General features: G+C 69.9%; 13 protein-coding genes. 1 reads left to right on the top strand and 12 read right to left on the bottom strand.

The window, feature by feature from the left end; translation table 11 throughout:
• Positions 1-101: 101 nt before the first annotated feature.
• From aroB to POF73_RS22545, 9 genes are all read right to left on the bottom strand, one after another.
• Positions 102-1,193, bottom strand: coding sequence for a 3-dehydroquinate synthase (gene aroB, locus POF73_RS22585; RefSeq protein WP_272118272.1), 1,092 nt, complete (start codon positions 1,191-1,193; stop codon positions 102-104).
• Positions 1,190-1,708 (bottom strand): shikimate kinase, encoded by a 519-nt coding sequence (locus tag POF73_RS22580; protein ID WP_272118270.1) that lies wholly within the window; start codon positions 1,706-1,708, stop codon positions 1,190-1,192. Before POF73_RS22580 ends, aroB begins: the two co-directional genes overlap by 4 nt.
• Positions 1,705-2,889 carry a chorismate synthase gene (gene aroC, locus POF73_RS22575; protein ID WP_272118268.1) on the bottom strand — a complete coding sequence of 395 codons (1,185 nt, stop codon included), beginning with the start codon at positions 2,887-2,889 and terminating at the stop codon, positions 1,705-1,707. The genes POF73_RS22580 and aroC overlap by 4 nt, the downstream gene beginning before the upstream one ends.
• Before the next feature lie 354 nt (positions 2,890-3,243).
• Complete coding sequence (locus POF73_RS22570; RefSeq protein ID WP_272118266.1) at positions 3,244-4,083, bottom strand: shikimate dehydrogenase; 840 nt, start codon at positions 4,081-4,083, stop codon at positions 3,244-3,246.
• Positions 4,064-5,752: an endolytic transglycosylase MltG gene (gene mltG / locus POF73_RS22565; protein WP_272118263.1), complete on the bottom strand. Its 1,689-nt coding sequence runs from the start codon at positions 5,750-5,752 to the stop codon at positions 4,064-4,066. Before mltG ends, POF73_RS22570 begins: the two co-directional genes overlap by 20 nt.
• Before the next feature lie 124 nt (positions 5,753-5,876).
• Positions 5,877-6,341: a Holliday junction resolvase RuvX gene (gene ruvX, locus POF73_RS22560; RefSeq protein ID WP_272118550.1), complete on the bottom strand. Its 465-nt coding sequence runs from the start codon at positions 6,339-6,341 to the stop codon at positions 5,877-5,879.
• Positions 6,342-6,376: 35 nt separating this feature from the next.
• Complete coding sequence (gene alaS / locus POF73_RS22555) at positions 6,377-9,049, bottom strand: alanine--tRNA ligase (RefSeq protein WP_272118261.1); 2,673 nt, start codon at positions 9,047-9,049, stop codon at positions 6,377-6,379.
• Positions 9,049-9,393, bottom strand: coding sequence for a hypothetical protein (locus POF73_RS22550; protein WP_272118259.1), 345 nt, complete (start codon positions 9,391-9,393; stop codon positions 9,049-9,051). The genes alaS and POF73_RS22550 overlap by 1 nt, the downstream gene beginning before the upstream one ends.
• Positions 9,394-9,409: 16 nt before the next feature.
• On the bottom strand, positions 9,410-9,847 hold the full coding sequence (locus tag POF73_RS22545) for a DUF948 domain-containing protein (RefSeq protein ID WP_272118256.1): 438 nt from the start codon (positions 9,845-9,847) through the stop codon (positions 9,410-9,412).
• Between the two features lie 163 nt (positions 9,848-10,010).
• Here POF73_RS22545 and POF73_RS22540 point away from each other — a divergent pair, with 163 nt between their 5' ends.
• The gene (locus tag POF73_RS22540) at positions 10,011-12,167 is read left to right on the top strand and encodes an ATP-binding protein (protein WP_272118254.1); all 2,157 of its coding nucleotides are present in this window, start codon (positions 10,011-10,013) and stop codon (positions 12,165-12,167) included.
• Between the two features lie 29 nt (positions 12,168-12,196).
• On the opposite strand, the gene rpsD is transcribed toward POF73_RS22540, so the two are convergent.
• From rpsD to POF73_RS22525, 3 genes are all read right to left on the bottom strand, one after another.
• Complete coding sequence (rpsD, locus tag POF73_RS22535) at positions 12,197-12,811, bottom strand: 30S ribosomal protein S4 (RefSeq protein ID WP_067025601.1); 615 nt, start codon at positions 12,809-12,811, stop codon at positions 12,197-12,199.
• A gap of 308 nt (positions 12,812-13,119) precedes the next feature.
• The gene (locus POF73_RS22530) at positions 13,120-14,475 is read right to left on the bottom strand and encodes a replication-associated recombination protein A (RefSeq protein WP_272118247.1); all 1,356 of its coding nucleotides are present in this window, start codon (positions 14,473-14,475) and stop codon (positions 13,120-13,122) included.
• 45 nt (positions 14,476-14,520) lie between these two features.
• Positions 14,521-15,183, bottom strand: coding sequence for a vitamin K epoxide reductase family protein (locus tag POF73_RS22525; protein ID WP_272118244.1), 663 nt, complete (start codon positions 15,181-15,183; stop codon positions 14,521-14,523).
• Between the last annotated feature and the right edge of the window lie 199 nt (positions 15,184-15,382).

Raw genomic sequence — 15,382 nt, 5'->3', positions numbered from 1 at the left:
CCGAACGGTACCGCCCCCGGCCGCCGTTTGGTGAACGGCCGGGGGCGGTCTGAAGTGCCCATCGCCACAGGCGAATCGGACGGAAGGTGCCTTCGCCGGACTTACTGGCCGACTTCGCCGTAGGCGGCGAGGAGGACGGCCGGGTCCGGGCCCTCCAGGACGGTCGGCTTGGCCAGCCCGTCCAGAACGATGAAGCGCAGCAGGTTGCCACGGGACTTCTTGTCGACCTTCATCGTCTCCAGCAGCTTGGGCCACTGGTCGTAGCGGTAGTGCAGCGGCAGCCCGACCGACTCCAGGATCGTGCGGTGGCGGTCGGCCGTCGCATCGTCCAACCGGCCCGCCAGCCGCCCCAGTTCGGCGGCGAAGTGCATGCCCACCGCGACCGCGGCGCCATGCCGCCACTTGTACCGCTCGTTCTTCTCGATGGCATGACCGAGCGTGTGGCCGTAGTTGAGGATCTCCCGCAGACCCGACTCCTTCAGGTCGGAGGAGACCACCTCGGCCTTGACCCGGATCGACCGCTCGATCAGCTCCGCGGTGTGCGGGCCGGCCGGGGTCCGCGCGGCCTGCGGGTCGGCCTCGATCAGCTCCAGGATCGCCGGGTCGGCGATGAAACCGGCCTTGATGATCTCCGCGAGCCCGGACACGTAGTCGTTGACCGGCAGCGACTCCAGCGCGGCCAGGTCGCACAGCACACCGGCCGGCGGATGGAAGGCGCCCACCAGGTTCTTGCCCTCGGCGGTGTTGATGCCGGTCTTGCCGCCGACCGCCGCGTCCACCATGGCCAGCACGGTCGTCGGGATCGCGATCCAGCGCACCCCGCGCAGCCAGGTCGCGGCCACGAACCCGGCCAGGTCGGTGGTCGCGCCGCCGCCCACACCGACGACGACGTCGGTGCGGGTGAAGTTGGACTGCCCCAGCGCCTTCCAGCAGTAGGCGGCGACCTCGGCGGTCTTGGCCTCCTCCGCGTTCGGCACCTGGATGGCGATGACCTCGAAGCCCTGCTCGGCGAGGTCCGCGCGCACCGCGTCACCGGTCTCGGCGAGCGCCTCGGGGTGGATCACGGCGACCCTCTTGGCTTTGCCACCGATCAACCCGCCCAGCTCGGCGAGGAGCTGACGACCGATCAGGACCTCGTACGGCTCACTCCCCGCGGTACCGCCGACCTGGACCCGGGTGACTGCCTCGGTCATGCTTCCTTCAACTCCAGTGCGTCCAGGGCGACTTGGGCCACTTCTTCGGGGGTACGGCCGTCGGTGGCGACGACCGCCGTGGCGATCCCCTCGTACAGATGGCGGCGGGCCTCCATCAGCTCGCGCCACTGCTTGCGCGGGTTGACCGCAAGCAGCGGGCGCGCGGCGTTCAGACCGGTGCGCTTGACCGCCTCCTCGACGTCCATCGAGAGGTAGACGACCCTGAGGCCGTCGAGGGACTCGCGCGTCTCGGCGTCGAGGATCGCACCGCCGCCGAGCGCCAGGATCCCGTCGTGCTCGGCCAGCGCGCGGTGCACCGCCTGCTTCTCGATCGCCCGGAACGCGGGCTCGCCCTCGTCCACGAAGATCTCGGCGATGGTGCGGCCCTGCTCGGCCACGATGTCGTCGTCGGTGTCCCGGTAGCCGACCCCGAGCCGCTCGGCCAGCAGCCGCCCGACCGTGGACTTGCCCACGCCCATCGGCCCGACCAGCACCACCACAGGCGCTGCGCTCATCGGATGGCCAGGTTGTCGAGGTACGACTGCACGTTGCGGCGGGTCTCGGTGACGCTGTCGCCGCCGAACTTCTCCGCGACGGCGTCCGCGAGGACCAGCGCCACCATGGCCTCGGCGACGATGCCGGCGGCCGGAACCGCGGACACGTCGGAGCGCTGGTGGTGGGCCTGCGTCGCCTCACCGGTCGTCACGTCCACCGTCTGCAGCGCCCGCGGCACGGTCGCGATCGGCTTCATCGCGGCGCGCACCCGCAGCAGCTCACCGGTGGTCAGGCCGCCCTCGGTACCACCGGAGCGGCCGGAGACCCGGCGGATGCCCTCGGGCGTCTTCACGATCTCGTCGTGCGCCTTGGAGCCGGGGACGCGGGCGAGCTCGAAGCCGTCGCCGAGCTCGACGCCCTTGATGGCCTGGATACCCATGAGCGCGCCGGCGAGGCGGGCGTCGAGCTTGCGGTCCCAGTGGACGTGCGAGCCGAGGCCGACGGGCACGCCGTAGGCCAGGATCTCGACGACACCGCCGAGGGTGTCGCCGTCCTTGTGGGCCTGGTCGACCTCCGCGACCATCGCCTTCGACGCGTCGGCGTCGAGGCAGCGCAGCGGGTCGGCGTCCAGCTTCTCGACGTCGGCCGGCGTCGGGTACACACCCTGCGGGGCCTTCACGGAGCACAGCTCGACGACATGGCTGACGATCTCGATGCCGGCCGTCTCCTTGATGTACGACCGGGCGACAGCGCCGAGGGCGACACGGGCCGCGGTCTCCCGGGCCGAGGCGCGCTCCAGGATCGGCCGGGCCTCGTCGAAGCCGTACTTCTGCATGCCGGCCAGGTCGGCGTGGCCGGGGCGCGGGCGGGTCAGCGGCGCGTTACGGGCGAGACCGGCGAGGATCTCGGGGTCGATGGGGTCGGCCGCCATGACCTGCTCCCACTTCGGCCACTCGGTGTTGCCCACCATGATCGCGACCGGGGAACCGAGGGTCAGGCCGTGCCGGACGCCGCCGAGGAAGGTGACCTCGTCGCGCTCGAACTTCATCCGCGCACCGCGTCCATAGCCGAGCCGGCGCCGGGCCAGGTGGTCCGCCACCATCTCCGTGGTGATCGGCACGCCGGCGGGAAGGCCCTCCAGCGTCGCGACGAGTGCGGGGCCGTGTGACTCCCCCGCGGTCAGCCAGCGCAACCTGCTCAACGGTGCTCCTCGGTACTCGCGCCCTGGTACTGCCCTGCGTACGCGCGTCCTCGCGTACGGCGACGGCGCGACCAGCTGCGCGGTTCCGGCCCGCCACCTCCGATCCTCCCACGTCCGGGCCCCGTACCCGGCCGCCGGTCCATCAGACGGACGGGCGATGGACGGTGCCGGGCACTGGAAGGGATCAGGCGGGGCGTTGCCCGGGCACTGCTGAGGGGCGTACGCGCCGAGACGGCCGGCGCCGCTCCCCTGCCCGGTGAGCGCCGCCGCGAGGACGGCGCCTCCCTGACGGACGCGCGCCGGATCCGCACCCAGTCCGGCATGAACTGCTGGAGGATCTCGAACCCAGGGATCCTAGCGGGCCGCCAGGGCGCGCTCCCCCGCCTTTCGCATGGCGTCCAGAGGTGCCGGAACACGGCCGGTCATCTGCTCCACCTGCAGCACGGCCTGGTGCACCAGCAGGTCGAGCCCGCTGACGACGGCGCCGCCGTACATGGACCAGCGGGCCGCGAGAGCTGTCGGCCAGGGGTCGTAGAGCACGTCGAACAGGGTGGCGGGGCGCTCAGGTACGGCGGAGGCGAGGGCGTCCGTCGTACCGGCCGGGGTGGTCGCGATCACCAGCGGCGCGTGCAGCGCCCGGTCCGCGTCCGCCCAGTCGGCCGTCCGCACCTCGACGTCGAGCCGCTCGCCCCACTGCCGCATCTCGGCGGCGCGCGCCTCGCTGCGTACGTACGCCACGACCTCGCCGGTGCAGATCCGGGCGAGCGCGGCCAGCGCGGAGGACGCCGTGGCGCCCGCGCCGAGGATGGCCGCCGAGTCGACCTGTTCGATGCCGCGTTCCCGCAGGGCGGCGACCATGCCGGGGATGTCGGTGTTGTCGCCGACCCGGCGGCCGTCCTCGGTGAAGACGACCGTGTTGACCGCCTCGACCGAGGCCGCCGTCTCGCTGATCTCATCGAGCAGCGGAATGACGGCCCGCTTCAGCGGCATGGTCAACGACAAGCCGGCCCACTCGGCCCCGAGTTCCGCGAGGAACCCGGACAGAGCGGCCTCGTCGATCTCGAACCGGTCGTACGACCAGTTCACGAGCCCCAGTTCCTCATAGGCGGTGCGGTGCAGCACCGGGGAGAGAGAATGGGCGATGGGCTTGCCGAGAACGGCGGCCCGGCGGGCGTCAATTGCCCGAGCTCTCATTGAACTTGTCCTTGAGCTTCAGGAATTCAGCGTGGGTCTTGGCGAATTCGGTCTTGTTCACGCCGTCGACAGCGACGAAGTAGTACCAGCCCTGATCGGTCGGATTCAACGCCCCCTTGAGCGCGCCCTCTCCCGGGTTGTCGATCGGACCGGGCGGCAGACCCTTCTGCGTGTACGTGTTGTACGGGTCCTGGTTGCTGTTGATCTCCGACTCGCTGATATTGATGTTGCTCTTGCCCTTCAGGTAATTGAAGGTCGAGTCGAACTGCAGCAGCCCATAGGTCTCGGGGTTCGCGAGATCGAGGCGGTTGTAGACCACCTCCGCCATCTGGCGGTAGTCCGCATCGGTCTTGCCCTCGGCCTCGACCAGGCTCGCGACCGTGATGACCTGCAGCGGACTGTCCAGCTTGAGCGCCTTGGCCTTGGCCTCCAGGCCGAGCGCGTCGTACTTCTTCGCGGCCTGGGACACCATGTCCTTGAGGACCACCTCGGGTTTCATGTCCTTGGCGGCGGCATAGGTGCCCGGGAACAGGAAGCCTTCCAGAGGGTCCTTGATCTTGTCGTTGTCGTTCGCCCAGCTCGGAAGCCCGAGGCTCTTGTATTTCTGCTCGGCGACCTTCTTCGTGGTGCCGGACGACAATTCGAGCTGTTTGTCGATCGCCGAGTAGACAGCCGCGTTGCGCTCACCCGGCCTGACCAGAACGCTGTTCTGGCTCTCGGGATTGAGCATCATCTCGACGGCGCTCGACGCGGACATCTGCTTGTTCAGCAAATAGGCGCCCGCCTGGATGGAGTTCCCCTTGGGGTTGTCCGACTGCGCCGCCACGAAGGCGTCGACACTCTTGACGACACCGGCATCCTTGAGGCGTTGGCCGATCTCGTATCCGCTCGCACCCCTGGGGACCTGCACGGTTACCGTCTGGCTCGTGCCGTCACCCGCGTAATCCGGCGCCGCGCCGAAACGATCCTGGTAAAACTGGTACCCGAAATATCCGACACCGCCGACGCCTCCGGTGAGCACCAGCGCGATCACCAGACAGGCGCATCCGCTGCGCCGCTTCTTGGGCTTGCCGCCCCGGCCCCGCCGGTCGCCGCGTCCGCGGCCTTCACCTGACTCGTCGTCCGAGTCGTCGCCATCGTCGCCACCGGCGAAGAATGCGTGTTCGCCCTGGTCAGGCCCGGGGTCCCAGTCGGTCTGCGGCGGCTCTGCCTGCCGACGGCTCGGCGGCTCCGGCGGGGGGTATGCGTCGGGCGTTCCGTAGTAGTCGGGATGCTCACCGCCGTACGCCGCGGCCTGCTGTCCGTAGGGGTCCGCCGGGTCGGGGTACTGGGCCTGCGAGTGGGAGCCGGTCTGCCAGCCGTTGTTGTCGTAGGGCTGCTGCCCCTGGCCCGGGTAGTGCTGCTGGTCGTACTGCTGGGGGTACTGCTGTGCGTGACCCTGCTGCTGGTACTGCTGCTGCGCCTGACCGTATGCGGCCTGCTGGCCGTTGCCCCAGTCGCCGTAGTGCTGCGGTTGCTGCGGCTGCTGCTCCGGATAGTGCTGCGGCTGGCCGCCGTAGGCAGGCTGTTGGCCCGTGTGAGCCTGCTGCCCTTCCCATCCGCCGTCCCCGAACAACGGGTCCTCGGGATGCCACGGTTCGGAGCCTGGGCTCCGGCCATACTCAGTCATCGATCCCCTAGAGCCGCGAGGCGGCGGTCACGCGGCTGCTGAAGATCCGGTTACCGTCCCGCCTCTCTTTGTGCGTCGGCTGTTCGAACACCGGCGCATCGCGCGGAACGTTACCGTATCGCGATCAGATAACCACTTCGACGCTCTCGCCCGGTGCTTTACCTGACACCCGTTCGGATTCGAGTGCCTGCTGCAAGATGATCACGGCGGCTGCCTGGTCGATAACCGACCGGCCCTTCTTGGACTTCACGCCCGAGGCGCGCAGTCCCTGACTGGCCGTCACGGTCGTCATCCGCTCATCCACGAGCCTGACCGGTACGGGCGCGATCATGCGGGCCAGTTCCTGGGCGAAGCCTCTGACCTTGACCGCGGCCGGGCCCTCGCCCCCCTTGAGGGAACGCGGGAGACCTACGACGACCTCGATCGGCTCGTACTCCTCGACGAGTTGCCCGAGCCGGCGGTGGGCTGCGGGGACGTCCCGGCCGGGGACCGTCTCCACCGGGGTGGCGAGGATCCCGTCGGGGTCGCACGAGGCGACGCCGATACGGGCGTCGCCGACATCGATCGCGAGACGACGGCCGCGGCGCATGCCCCGGCCGTCGCCACTCGCGTGTGTGTCTTCGCTCACTTGGCCGTTTCCGTCACGAGCCGTTCGACGGCGTCGACGGCGTCGCCGATGGCGGCAGGGTTCTGGCCGCCGCCCTGGGCGACGTCCGGCTTGCCGCCACCGCCTCCGCCGAGGGTCTTGGCCGCGGTGCGCACCAGGTCACCGGCCTTGAGACCGCGCTCTCGGGCGGCCTCGTTGGTGGCGATGACCGTCAGCGGCTTGCCGTTGTTGACGGTGAACAGGGCGACCACGGCGGCACGTCCGCCCTGGATACGGCCGCGCACGTCGAGGACCAGCTTGCGCAGGTCGTCCGGCGTGGTGCCGTCCGGGACCTGACCGGTGACGACGGCGATGCCGCGCACGTCCTTGGCGGACTCGGCGAGACCGGCGGCGGCCTGCAGCACCTTCTCGGCGCGGAACTTCTCGATCTCCTTCTCGGCGTCCTTCAGCTTGCCGAGCATGGCGGAGACCTTCTCCGGGAGCTCCTCCGAACGGCCCTTGATCAGCTCCTGGAGCTGGGCGACGACTGTGTGCTCACGGGCCAGGAAGTTGTAGGCGTCGACGCCGACGAGGGCCTCGATACGGCGCACACCCGAGCCGATCGACGACTCGCCGAGCAGCTTCACCAGGCCGAGCTGGGCGGTGTTGTGGACGTGCGTGCCGCCGCACAGCTCCTTGGAGAAGTCGCCGATGGTCACGACACGGACCCGCTCGCCGTACTTCTCGCCGAACTCGGCGATGGCGCCCTGCTTCTTGGCCTCGTCGATGCCCATGACCTCGGCGTGCACATCGAGGTCGCGGGCGAGCACCTCGTTGATCTTCTGCTCGACGTCGGCCATCACGGCCGTGGGAACGGCGGACGGGGAACCGAAGTCGAAGCGGAAGCGACCGGGCTGGTTCTCGGAACCGGCCTGGGCGGCCGTCGGGCCGAGGGCGTCGCGCAGGGCCTGGTGGGTGAGGTGGGTGGCCGAGTGGGCGCGGGCGATGGCCTTGCGGCGGCGGTGGTCGATCGAGGCGTGGGCCTTGGCACCGACCGTCACCTCGCCGACCTGGACGACGCCCTTGTGGACGTAGACCCCGGGCACCGGCTTCTGGCAGTCGCGGATCTCGATGACGGCGCCGGAGTCGACCTTGATCTTGCCGGTGTCGCCGATCTGGCCGCCGCCCTCGGCGTAGAACGGGGTGCGGTCGAGGACGATCTCGACCTCGTCGCCCTCGGTGGCGGCCGGGGAGGAGGCGCCGTCGACGAGGATGCCGACGATGGTGGACTCGCCCTCGGTGTCGCCGTAGCCGATGAAGTCGGTCTCACCGACCTTGTCGGCGATCTCCCGGTAGGCGCCGGCACCGGCGTGGCCGGTCTTCTTGGCCTGGGCGTCGGCCTTGGCGCGCTCCCGCTGCTCCTTCATCAGGCGCCGGAAGCCGTCCTCGTCCACGGAAAGGCCCTGCTCGGCGGCCATCTCCAGGGTGAGGTCGATCGGGAAGCCCCAGGTGTCGTGGAGCAGGAACGCCTTGTCGCCGGCCAGCACGGTGGAGCCCGCGGCCTTGGTGTCGGAGACGGCGGTGTCCAGGATGTTGGTGCCGGCCTTCAGCGTCTTGAGGAAGGCGTTCTCCTCGGCGAGGGCGACCTTCTCGATGCGCTCGCGGTCGGTGATGAGCTCGGGGTACTGCTGGCCCATCATGCCGATGACGACGTCGATGAGGTCCTTGACGACCGGGCCGGTGGCGCCGAGCAGGCGCATGTTGCGGATGGCGCGGCGCATGATGCGGCGCAGGACGTAGCCGCGGCCCTCGTTGCCGGGGGTGACGCCGTCGCCGATGAGCATCACGGACGTACGCATGTGGTCGGTGACCACGCGCAGGGAGACGTCCGAGGCGTGGGCGTCGCCGTAGGCGACACCGGTCAGCTCGGTGGCCTTCTTGATGACGGCCATGGAGGTGTCGATCTCGTACATGTTCTGCACGCCCTGCAGAATCATGGCGAGTCGTTCGAGGCCGAGGCCGGTGTCGATGTTCTTGCTGGGGAGCTCGCCGAGGATCTCGAAGTTGTCCTTGCCGATGCCCGCGCCGCGCTCGTACTGCATGAAGACGAGGTTCCAGATCTCCACGTACCGCTCGTCGTTGACGGCGGGGCCGCCCTCGACGCCGAACTCGGGGCCGCGGTCGTAGTTGATCTCGGAACAGGGGCCGCAGGGGCCGGGGACGCCCATGGACCAGTAGTTGTCCTTCATGCCGAGGCGCTGGATGCGCTCCTTCGGCACCCCGACGACCTCGTGCCAGATGCGCTCGGCCTCGTCGTCGTCCTTGTAGACGGTGATCCAGAGCTTCTCCGGCTCCAGGCCGTAACCACCCTTGTCCTGGGGGCTGGTGAGCAGCTCCCAGGCGTACTTGATGGCGCCTTCCTTGAAGTAGTCGCCGAAGGAGAAGTTGCCGCACATCTGGAAGAAGGTGCCGTGCCGGGTGGTCTTGCCGACCTCTTCGATGTCCGGCGTGCGCACACACTTCTGGACGCTGGTGGCACGGTCGAAGGGCGGCTTGACCTCACCCAGGAAGTAGGGCTTGAAGGGCACCATGCCGGCCGGGACCAGGAGCAGAGTCGGGTCGTCCGCGATGAGCGACGCCGAAGGGACGACGGTGTGCCCGCGCTCCTCGAAGAAGCTCAGCCAGCGGCGGCGAATCTCGGCCGACTCCATCAGTGGTCCTCATTCCGGTTGTACGAGTACGTCGGGTCGACGTACTTCGGGTTGCTGCGGTTGTTCTCGATGGCGGGGTACCGCCGGGGCGCGGGGAGTTCGGGGCTGTCCTGGATGCCGAGCGCGTCCTCCAGCTCGGCCTCCCGCTGGGCCATGCCGTCGCGGACGTCGAGCGCAAAGCCGACCGCGCGGTCCTTCAGCCGCTGCCCCGTCTCCAGGGCCTTGTTCGCCGCGGTGGCGGCGAGGCTCTCCGGGGTCAGCTGCTTGATCTTGCGGTTGACCTTGGTGGTGGCCCACACACCGGCGGCCACGCCCGTGGTGAACCAGAACGTACGACGGAACATCGCTCGGTCTCAGTCCTTACTTCCGCTTGCGCCGTGCGGCGGGGACCGTCCGGCCCACGATCACGTTACGCCGGGGCGACTTCGCGGGCACGTCCTCCTGTTTGCGGCCGCCGAGAGCCCGGCGAACGCCGTAGCCGAAGGCCGCGACCTTGACCAGGGGGCCGCCGAAGGTGGAGGCGACGGTGGTCGACAGGGCGGAGGCGTTCGACGTGACTTCCTGAACGTCGGAGGCGATCGCGTCGACCCGGTCGATCTGGGTCTGCGCGGAGCGCACGGCGGTGGACGCCTCTGCCAGGAGAGGGACGGCCTGGTCGGTCACGTCCGCGACGAGCTTGGTGGTCGCCCTGAGCGTCTGGGCCAGCCTCGCCAGCGCGACGGCGAGGAAGGAGACCAGGATCGCCCAGAAGACCGCCACCAGGATCCCGGCAACCTCTCCACCGGACACTGTGTGCACCCGCTCCCTGAAACGTGCCTCTGCATCGGTCTACATCGAAAAAGTCGTGGGCCGAGCCTATCGCGCCGGGGACGCCGCTCTGCACCGGATTACCGCCCGCGCGGGGCCGGGTCGCGAGAAGCGATTGTACGGACCGAACACGCTTCAGTACGCTCCGTATTCCATGCGGGATCAACGGCGCGCCCCCTACCCCGAGTCCGGCAATCTCCCCCTGGAACTCAGTACGTTCGTGGGCCGTTCGGCCGAACTCGCCGAGCTGGCGGAAGCACTCCGTGCCGCGCGGCTGGTCACCGTGACCGGCGCCGGCGGGGTCGGCAAGTCACGGTTGGCGGCGCGCGCGGCCTCGGGGTGTGCACCCCCGGACGGTGTGTGGCACGTGGACCTGGCGCCGGTGCGCGATCCGGAGTTCGTCGACTACGCCGTCGTGGAGGCGCTGGGCCTGACGGACCACACGACCCGCCTGCCCCACGAGACACTCCTGACACATCTCGCCGAGCGTGAACTCCTGCTGATCCTGGACGGCTTCGAGCATCTGGTGGACGCCGGTGCCGAGCTGGTGACCGGTCTGCTGCGCCGGGTGCCGGGCCTGCGGGTGCTCGCCGTGGGGCGCAGACCACTGGGCGTGACTGGTGAGCGGCTGCTTCCGCTGGCCCCACTGGGCGAGGACGAGGCCGTGGAGCTGTTCGTGGAGCGGGCGGCACAGCGCGGGGTGACCGTGCGGGACGACACGGACGTACGGGAGTTGTGCCGACGTCTGGACGGGATCCCGCTGGCGGTCGAGCTGGCCGCGGGGCGGCTGCGGATGCTGTCGCCGGGGCAGTTGCTGGAGCGGCTCGACGACCGGTTCCGGCTGCTGACCGGCGGCGGGCGGGACGGGCTGCCGCGCCATCGGACGCTGCGTACGGCCGTCGGCTGGAGCCATGAACTGTGCGCGCCCGAGGAACGGTTGCTGTGGGCCCGGCTGTCGGTGTTCGCGGGCCGGTTCGACCTGGACGCGGCCGAATACGTGTGCGGCGGCCAGGGGCTGCACTCCGACGACGTCCTCGACGTGCTCTCGGAACTGCTCGCGCAGTCCGTGGTCACGCGCGAGGAGACCGAGGCCGGGGTGCGCTACCGCATGCTGGACACGATCCGGGACTACGGCGCCGAGTGGCTGGCGGCGGCCGGGGACGCGGCCCGGCTGCGGCGCCGGCACCGCGACTGGTGTCTGGGCCTGACGACCTGGTGCGAGCTGGAGTGGTTCTCGCCGCGGCAGGACGAGGTGGCCGCCCGCGTCGAGGCGGAGCTGCCGAATCTGCGCTACGCCCTGGAGTACTGCCTGAGCGAGCCGGACGAGGCGCGGCTGGGCCAGTACCTCGCGGGCTCGCTGTGGTTCTACTGGGTCGGCTGCGGTCGGCTGTCGGAGGGGCGGCGCTGGCTGGAGCAGGCCGTGACCCTGGACTCCAGTCATGAGCAGTCCCGGCTGAAGGCGCTGTGGGTGCTCGGCTATGTGGCGATCCTGCAGGGCGACACGGTGCCCGCGCTCGGGGTGCTGCTGGAGTGCCGGGAGGAGGCGGAGCGGGCCGGCGACCCCACGGCGGTGGCGTACGCCGAGCATCGCACCGGCTGTCTGGCCCTGCTCTCGGACGACGTGGAGCGCGCCGAGACGCTGCTGCGCTCGGCGCTGGCCCGCTATCAGGAGCTCGGCGAGCTCAACAGCAATGTGCTGATGGGCCAGATCGAGCTGGCGATGACACGGGCGTTCCAGGGCGATCTGCCGGACGCGGTGCGGTTGTGCGAGGACGTCCGCCGGGTGTGCGAGGACCACGGCGAGCGCTGGGCGCGCTCCTACGCGCTGTACGTCCTGGCGTACGCCGCCTGGGCCGACGGTGACCTTCCTAGCGCCCGCGTACTGCTGACGGACTGCCTGGCCGGCGCCCACGCCTTCCACGACCTGCTCGGCTCGGTGCTGGCGGTGGAGCTGCTGGCCCTGGTCACGGAGGCGGAGGGCGATCCGGCGGAGGCGGCGGTGCTGCAGGGAGCGGCGGCCGGGTTGTGGCCGTCGGTGGGGCTGCCGCTGTTCGGCTCGGCCTGCTTCAACGCACCGCACGAGCTGTGCGAGACGGCGGCCCGGGAGCGGCTCGGCGACGAGCGCTACGAGGAGTGCGTACGGCAGGGAGCGGCGCTCGGCCGGGAGCCTGCGGTGCGCCGGGCGCTGGGCCGGCCGACCGCGGACGCGCCGCCACCGCCACGAGACCCGGTACGGCAGGCCGAGGCACCCCTGAGCATGCGGAAGCCCGCCGCCTCCCCCACCCGGAAGGGCGGGGAGACGACGGGCTGAGGCGCAGGTGTCCTACGACCGCTGAAGGATCAACGGGCGTAGTACTCGACGACGAGCTGCTCGTCGCAGATCACCGGGATCTCCTTGCGGTTCGGCTCGCGGTCCAGGCGGAACGCCAGGGCCTTGAGGTTCACCTGGAGGTAGCGCGGGGTCTCACCCTCGGGGGCGAAGCCGCCCTCACGGGAGATGGAGAAGAGGGTCTTCTCACGGCTGCGCTCGCGGACCATCACGACGTCGTCGGGCTTGACGCGGAAGGACGGCTTGTCGACCTTCTGGCCGTTGACCTCGATGTGGCCGTGAACGACCATCTGACGGGCCTGGTAGATGGTGCGGGCGATGCCCGAACGCAGGACCAGGGCGTCGAGACGGCGCTCAAGCTCGATGATCAGGGCCTCACCGGTCTTGCCCTGAACCTTGGAGGCACGCTCGTAGGCGCGGACGAGCTGGCGCTCGGACACGTCGTACTGCGCACGCAGACGCTGCTTCTCCAGCAGACGGACCTTGTAGTCCGAGTTCTGCTTGCGGCCACGGCCGTGCTCACCCGGCGGGTAGGGACGGGCCTCGAAGTACTTGACGGCCTTCGGGGTCAGCGCGATGCCGAGGGCACGCGACTTCTTGACCTTGGGGCGGGACTGGTTCGCCACAATCTCTCATTTCTCAGTGTTCGGCTCGTCAGGGTTGAGGGAGGTCGCATCCGCAGCCGGGGAAACCCTTCGGGTCCGTGGACCTGCCGGGCAGCCGCTCCCCTGGTCTGGGCACATACGTGCAGCACGCGAGTGGCCCACCGACCGTTCCCGTCGTACGACGAGTGGTGGTGGGCTGCCCGCGACACCGATCGACGGTGCGCGACGCTCCTGGAGCCGATCCGGGGACTGGGTCCTGGACTGGCTCCGGCTGACCGTCCCGTTCTGACTGCACGGGACACAGCACTTCGGGGAAGTTTACAGGGTGCTCAGGACCGCTTGCGACCGAGGTGCTTCCTGGTCCACTCCACGGCGTCCGCGTACCGCGCCTCGGCGCCGTGCCGGGTCGGGGTGTAGTACTCGCGGTCCTTGAGGGCATCGGGGGCGTACTGCTGCTCGGCGATGCCCTCGGCCAGGTCGTGCGGATACACGTACCCCTGCGCGTGGCCGAGCTTGGCGGCGCCCTTGTAGTGCCCGTCGCGCAGGTGCGGCGGCACGGGGCCCGCCAGCCCCTTGCGAACGTCGTCCATGGCGGCGCCGATCGCGGTCGTCGCGGCGTTCGACTTGGGGGCCAGCGCGAGCGCGATGGTGGCGTGGCTGAGGGTGAGGGCCGCCTCGGGGAAGCCGATCATGGCGACGGCCTGGGCGGCGGCGACCGCGATCGGCAGGGCGTTCGGGTCGGCGAGGCCGATGTCCTCGCTGGCGGAGATCATCAGCCGACGGGCGATGAAGCGGGGGTCCTCGCCGGCCTCGATCATCCGGGCCAGGTAGTGCAGGGCGGCGTCGACGTCGGAGCCGCGGATGGACTTGATGAGGGCGCTGGCGACGTCGTAGTGCTGGTCGCCGTCGCGGTCGTACTTCACCGCCGCCCGGTCGACGGTCTGCTCCAGCGTCTGGAGGCTGATCTCGGTCTCGCCCTGGTCCAGGGCGGCGCCCGCTGCGGCTTCCAGGGCCGTCAGGGCGCGGCGGGCGTCGCCGCCGGCGATCCGCAGCAGGTGCTCCTCGGTGTCCTCGGGAAGGGCGACGGCGTCCTTCAGGCCGCGTTCGTCGCTCAGCGCGCGCTTCAGCAGGCCCCGGACGTCGTCGTCGGTGAGGGGTTCGAGGGTGAGCAGGAGGGAGCGGGACAGCAGGGGGGAGATGACCGAGAAGTACGGGTTCTCGGTGGTCGCCGCGATCAGGGTCACCCAGCGGTTCTCGACGGCCGGGAGAAGGGAGTCCTGCTGGGCCTTGCTGAAGCGGTGGATCTCGTCGAGGAAGAGGACGGTCTCCTTGCCGAAGCCACCGGTGGCGCGGCGGGCGCCGTCGATGACCGCGCGGACCTCCTTGACCCCGGCGGTGATCGCGGAGAGCTCGACGAAGCGCTTGTTGGTGGCCTTGGAGACGACGTAGGCCAGGGTGGTCTTGCCCGTGCCGGGCGGGCCCCAGAGGATCACCGAGGACGGTCCGGCGGGGCCGCCGCCGGACTCGCCGACGAGCCTGCGCAGCGGCGAGCCCGGTTTCAGCAGGTGCTGCTGGCCCACGACCTCGTCCAGGGTGCGTGGGCGCATGCGCACCGCCAAGGGACTCCCCGCGGGGTCCTTCTCCTGGCGTTCTTCTGCGGCGGCGGTGAACAGGTCGGGCTCCACGCTGAAAACCCTAAATCACCGCACTGACAACGAGGCCGGAGCGGGTCAGGAGGGCGCCCAGAGCTGGCTGCCCCAGCGGGTCAGGATCAACATCACGATGACGCCGCAGTGCGTCACCGGGAGCACCCAGGTGAACTCGGAGAGGAAGTTCTTCAGCGGGCGCGGGGCGGGCAGGAAGCCGTTGCGGATGTTGAAGGAGGTCACGTACCAGAACATGGTGATCGTCGCGGCCCAGGCCAGCGAGCACCACAGGCACAGCGCATTGATGTTGTACAGCGACTGGTACATGAGCCAGGTGCAGAAGACGACGCCGAACAGGGTGCCGAAGTTGAAGGTCAGCCAGTACCAGCGCGGGAAGCGGGCGCGGGCGAGCAGACTCATGCCGACGCAGATGACGATGCCGTAGCAGACCAGGCCGAGCATGGGGTTGGGGAACCCGAAGACGGACGCCTGCTTGCTCTGCATGACGCTGCCGCAGGACACGATCGGGTTGAGGCTGCACCCGGGCTTGAAGCTCTTCCCCGCGATCTCGGCCTCAAGAATCTTGAACTTGTCGATCGTGATGACCCACGCGGCAAGCAATCCCGCCGCGCCGGTGACGGCCAGCATCAGGGCGAACGCACGGCTGCCGCCGACCGATTGCGGCGCCGACTCGGCACGCTGCGGCTCGGGCTCGGTGGAGACGTCTTTGACTGTCGTCTTGCTCATCACGCCGATTCCGTCACTTGAGAGTTGGACCTTCTCCGGACAGGCCACATTGTGCCGTACCCACACGCGTGCGCGCCGTTCACGGGACATAAGGAGAGGCGCGCGACGGTGCGGAGGCATTCGGTTCAGGACACCGGCGGAACAGCGTGGGGGGGGGGGGGGGGGGGGGGGGGCGCCCCCCCCCCCGCCCCCCCCCCCC

Source organism: Streptomyces sp. HD (assembly GCF_028369295.1).
Lineage (GTDB): Bacteria > Actinomycetota > Actinomycetes > Streptomycetales > Streptomycetaceae > Streptomyces.
This window is presented reverse-complemented; position numbering and strand designations above follow the sequence as displayed.

Coding starts and splice junctions, on each gene's coding strand:
- aroB (WP_272118272.1), bottom strand. CDS start 1,193: ATGACCGAGGCAGTCACCCGGGTCCAGGTCGGCGGTACCGCGGGGAGT.
- POF73_RS22580 (WP_272118270.1), bottom strand. CDS start 1,708: ATGAGCGCAGCGCCTGTGGTGGTGCTGGTCGGGCCGATGGGCGTGGGC.
- POF73_RS22570 (WP_272118266.1), bottom strand. CDS start 4,083: ATGAGAGCTCGGGCAATTGACGCCCGCCGGGCCGCCGTTCTCGGCAAG.
- mltG (WP_272118263.1), bottom strand. CDS start 5,752: ATGACTGAGTATGGCCGGAGCCCAGGCTCCGAACCGTGGCATCCCGAG.
- ruvX (WP_272118550.1), bottom strand. CDS start 6,341: ATGCGCCGCGGCCGTCGTCTCGCGATCGATGTCGGCGACGCCCGTATC.
- alaS (WP_272118261.1), bottom strand. CDS start 9,049: ATGGAGTCGGCCGAGATTCGCCGCCGCTGGCTGAGCTTCTTCGAGGAG.
- POF73_RS22550 (WP_272118259.1), bottom strand. CDS start 9,393: ATGTTCCGTCGTACGTTCTGGTTCACCACGGGCGTGGCCGCCGGTGTG.
- POF73_RS22540 (WP_272118254.1), top strand. CDS start 10,011: ATGCGGGATCAACGGCGCGCCCCCTACCCCGAGTCCGGCAATCTCCCC.
- POF73_RS22525 (WP_272118244.1), bottom strand. CDS start 15,183: ATGAGCAAGACGACAGTCAAAGACGTCTCCACCGAGCCCGAGCCGCAG.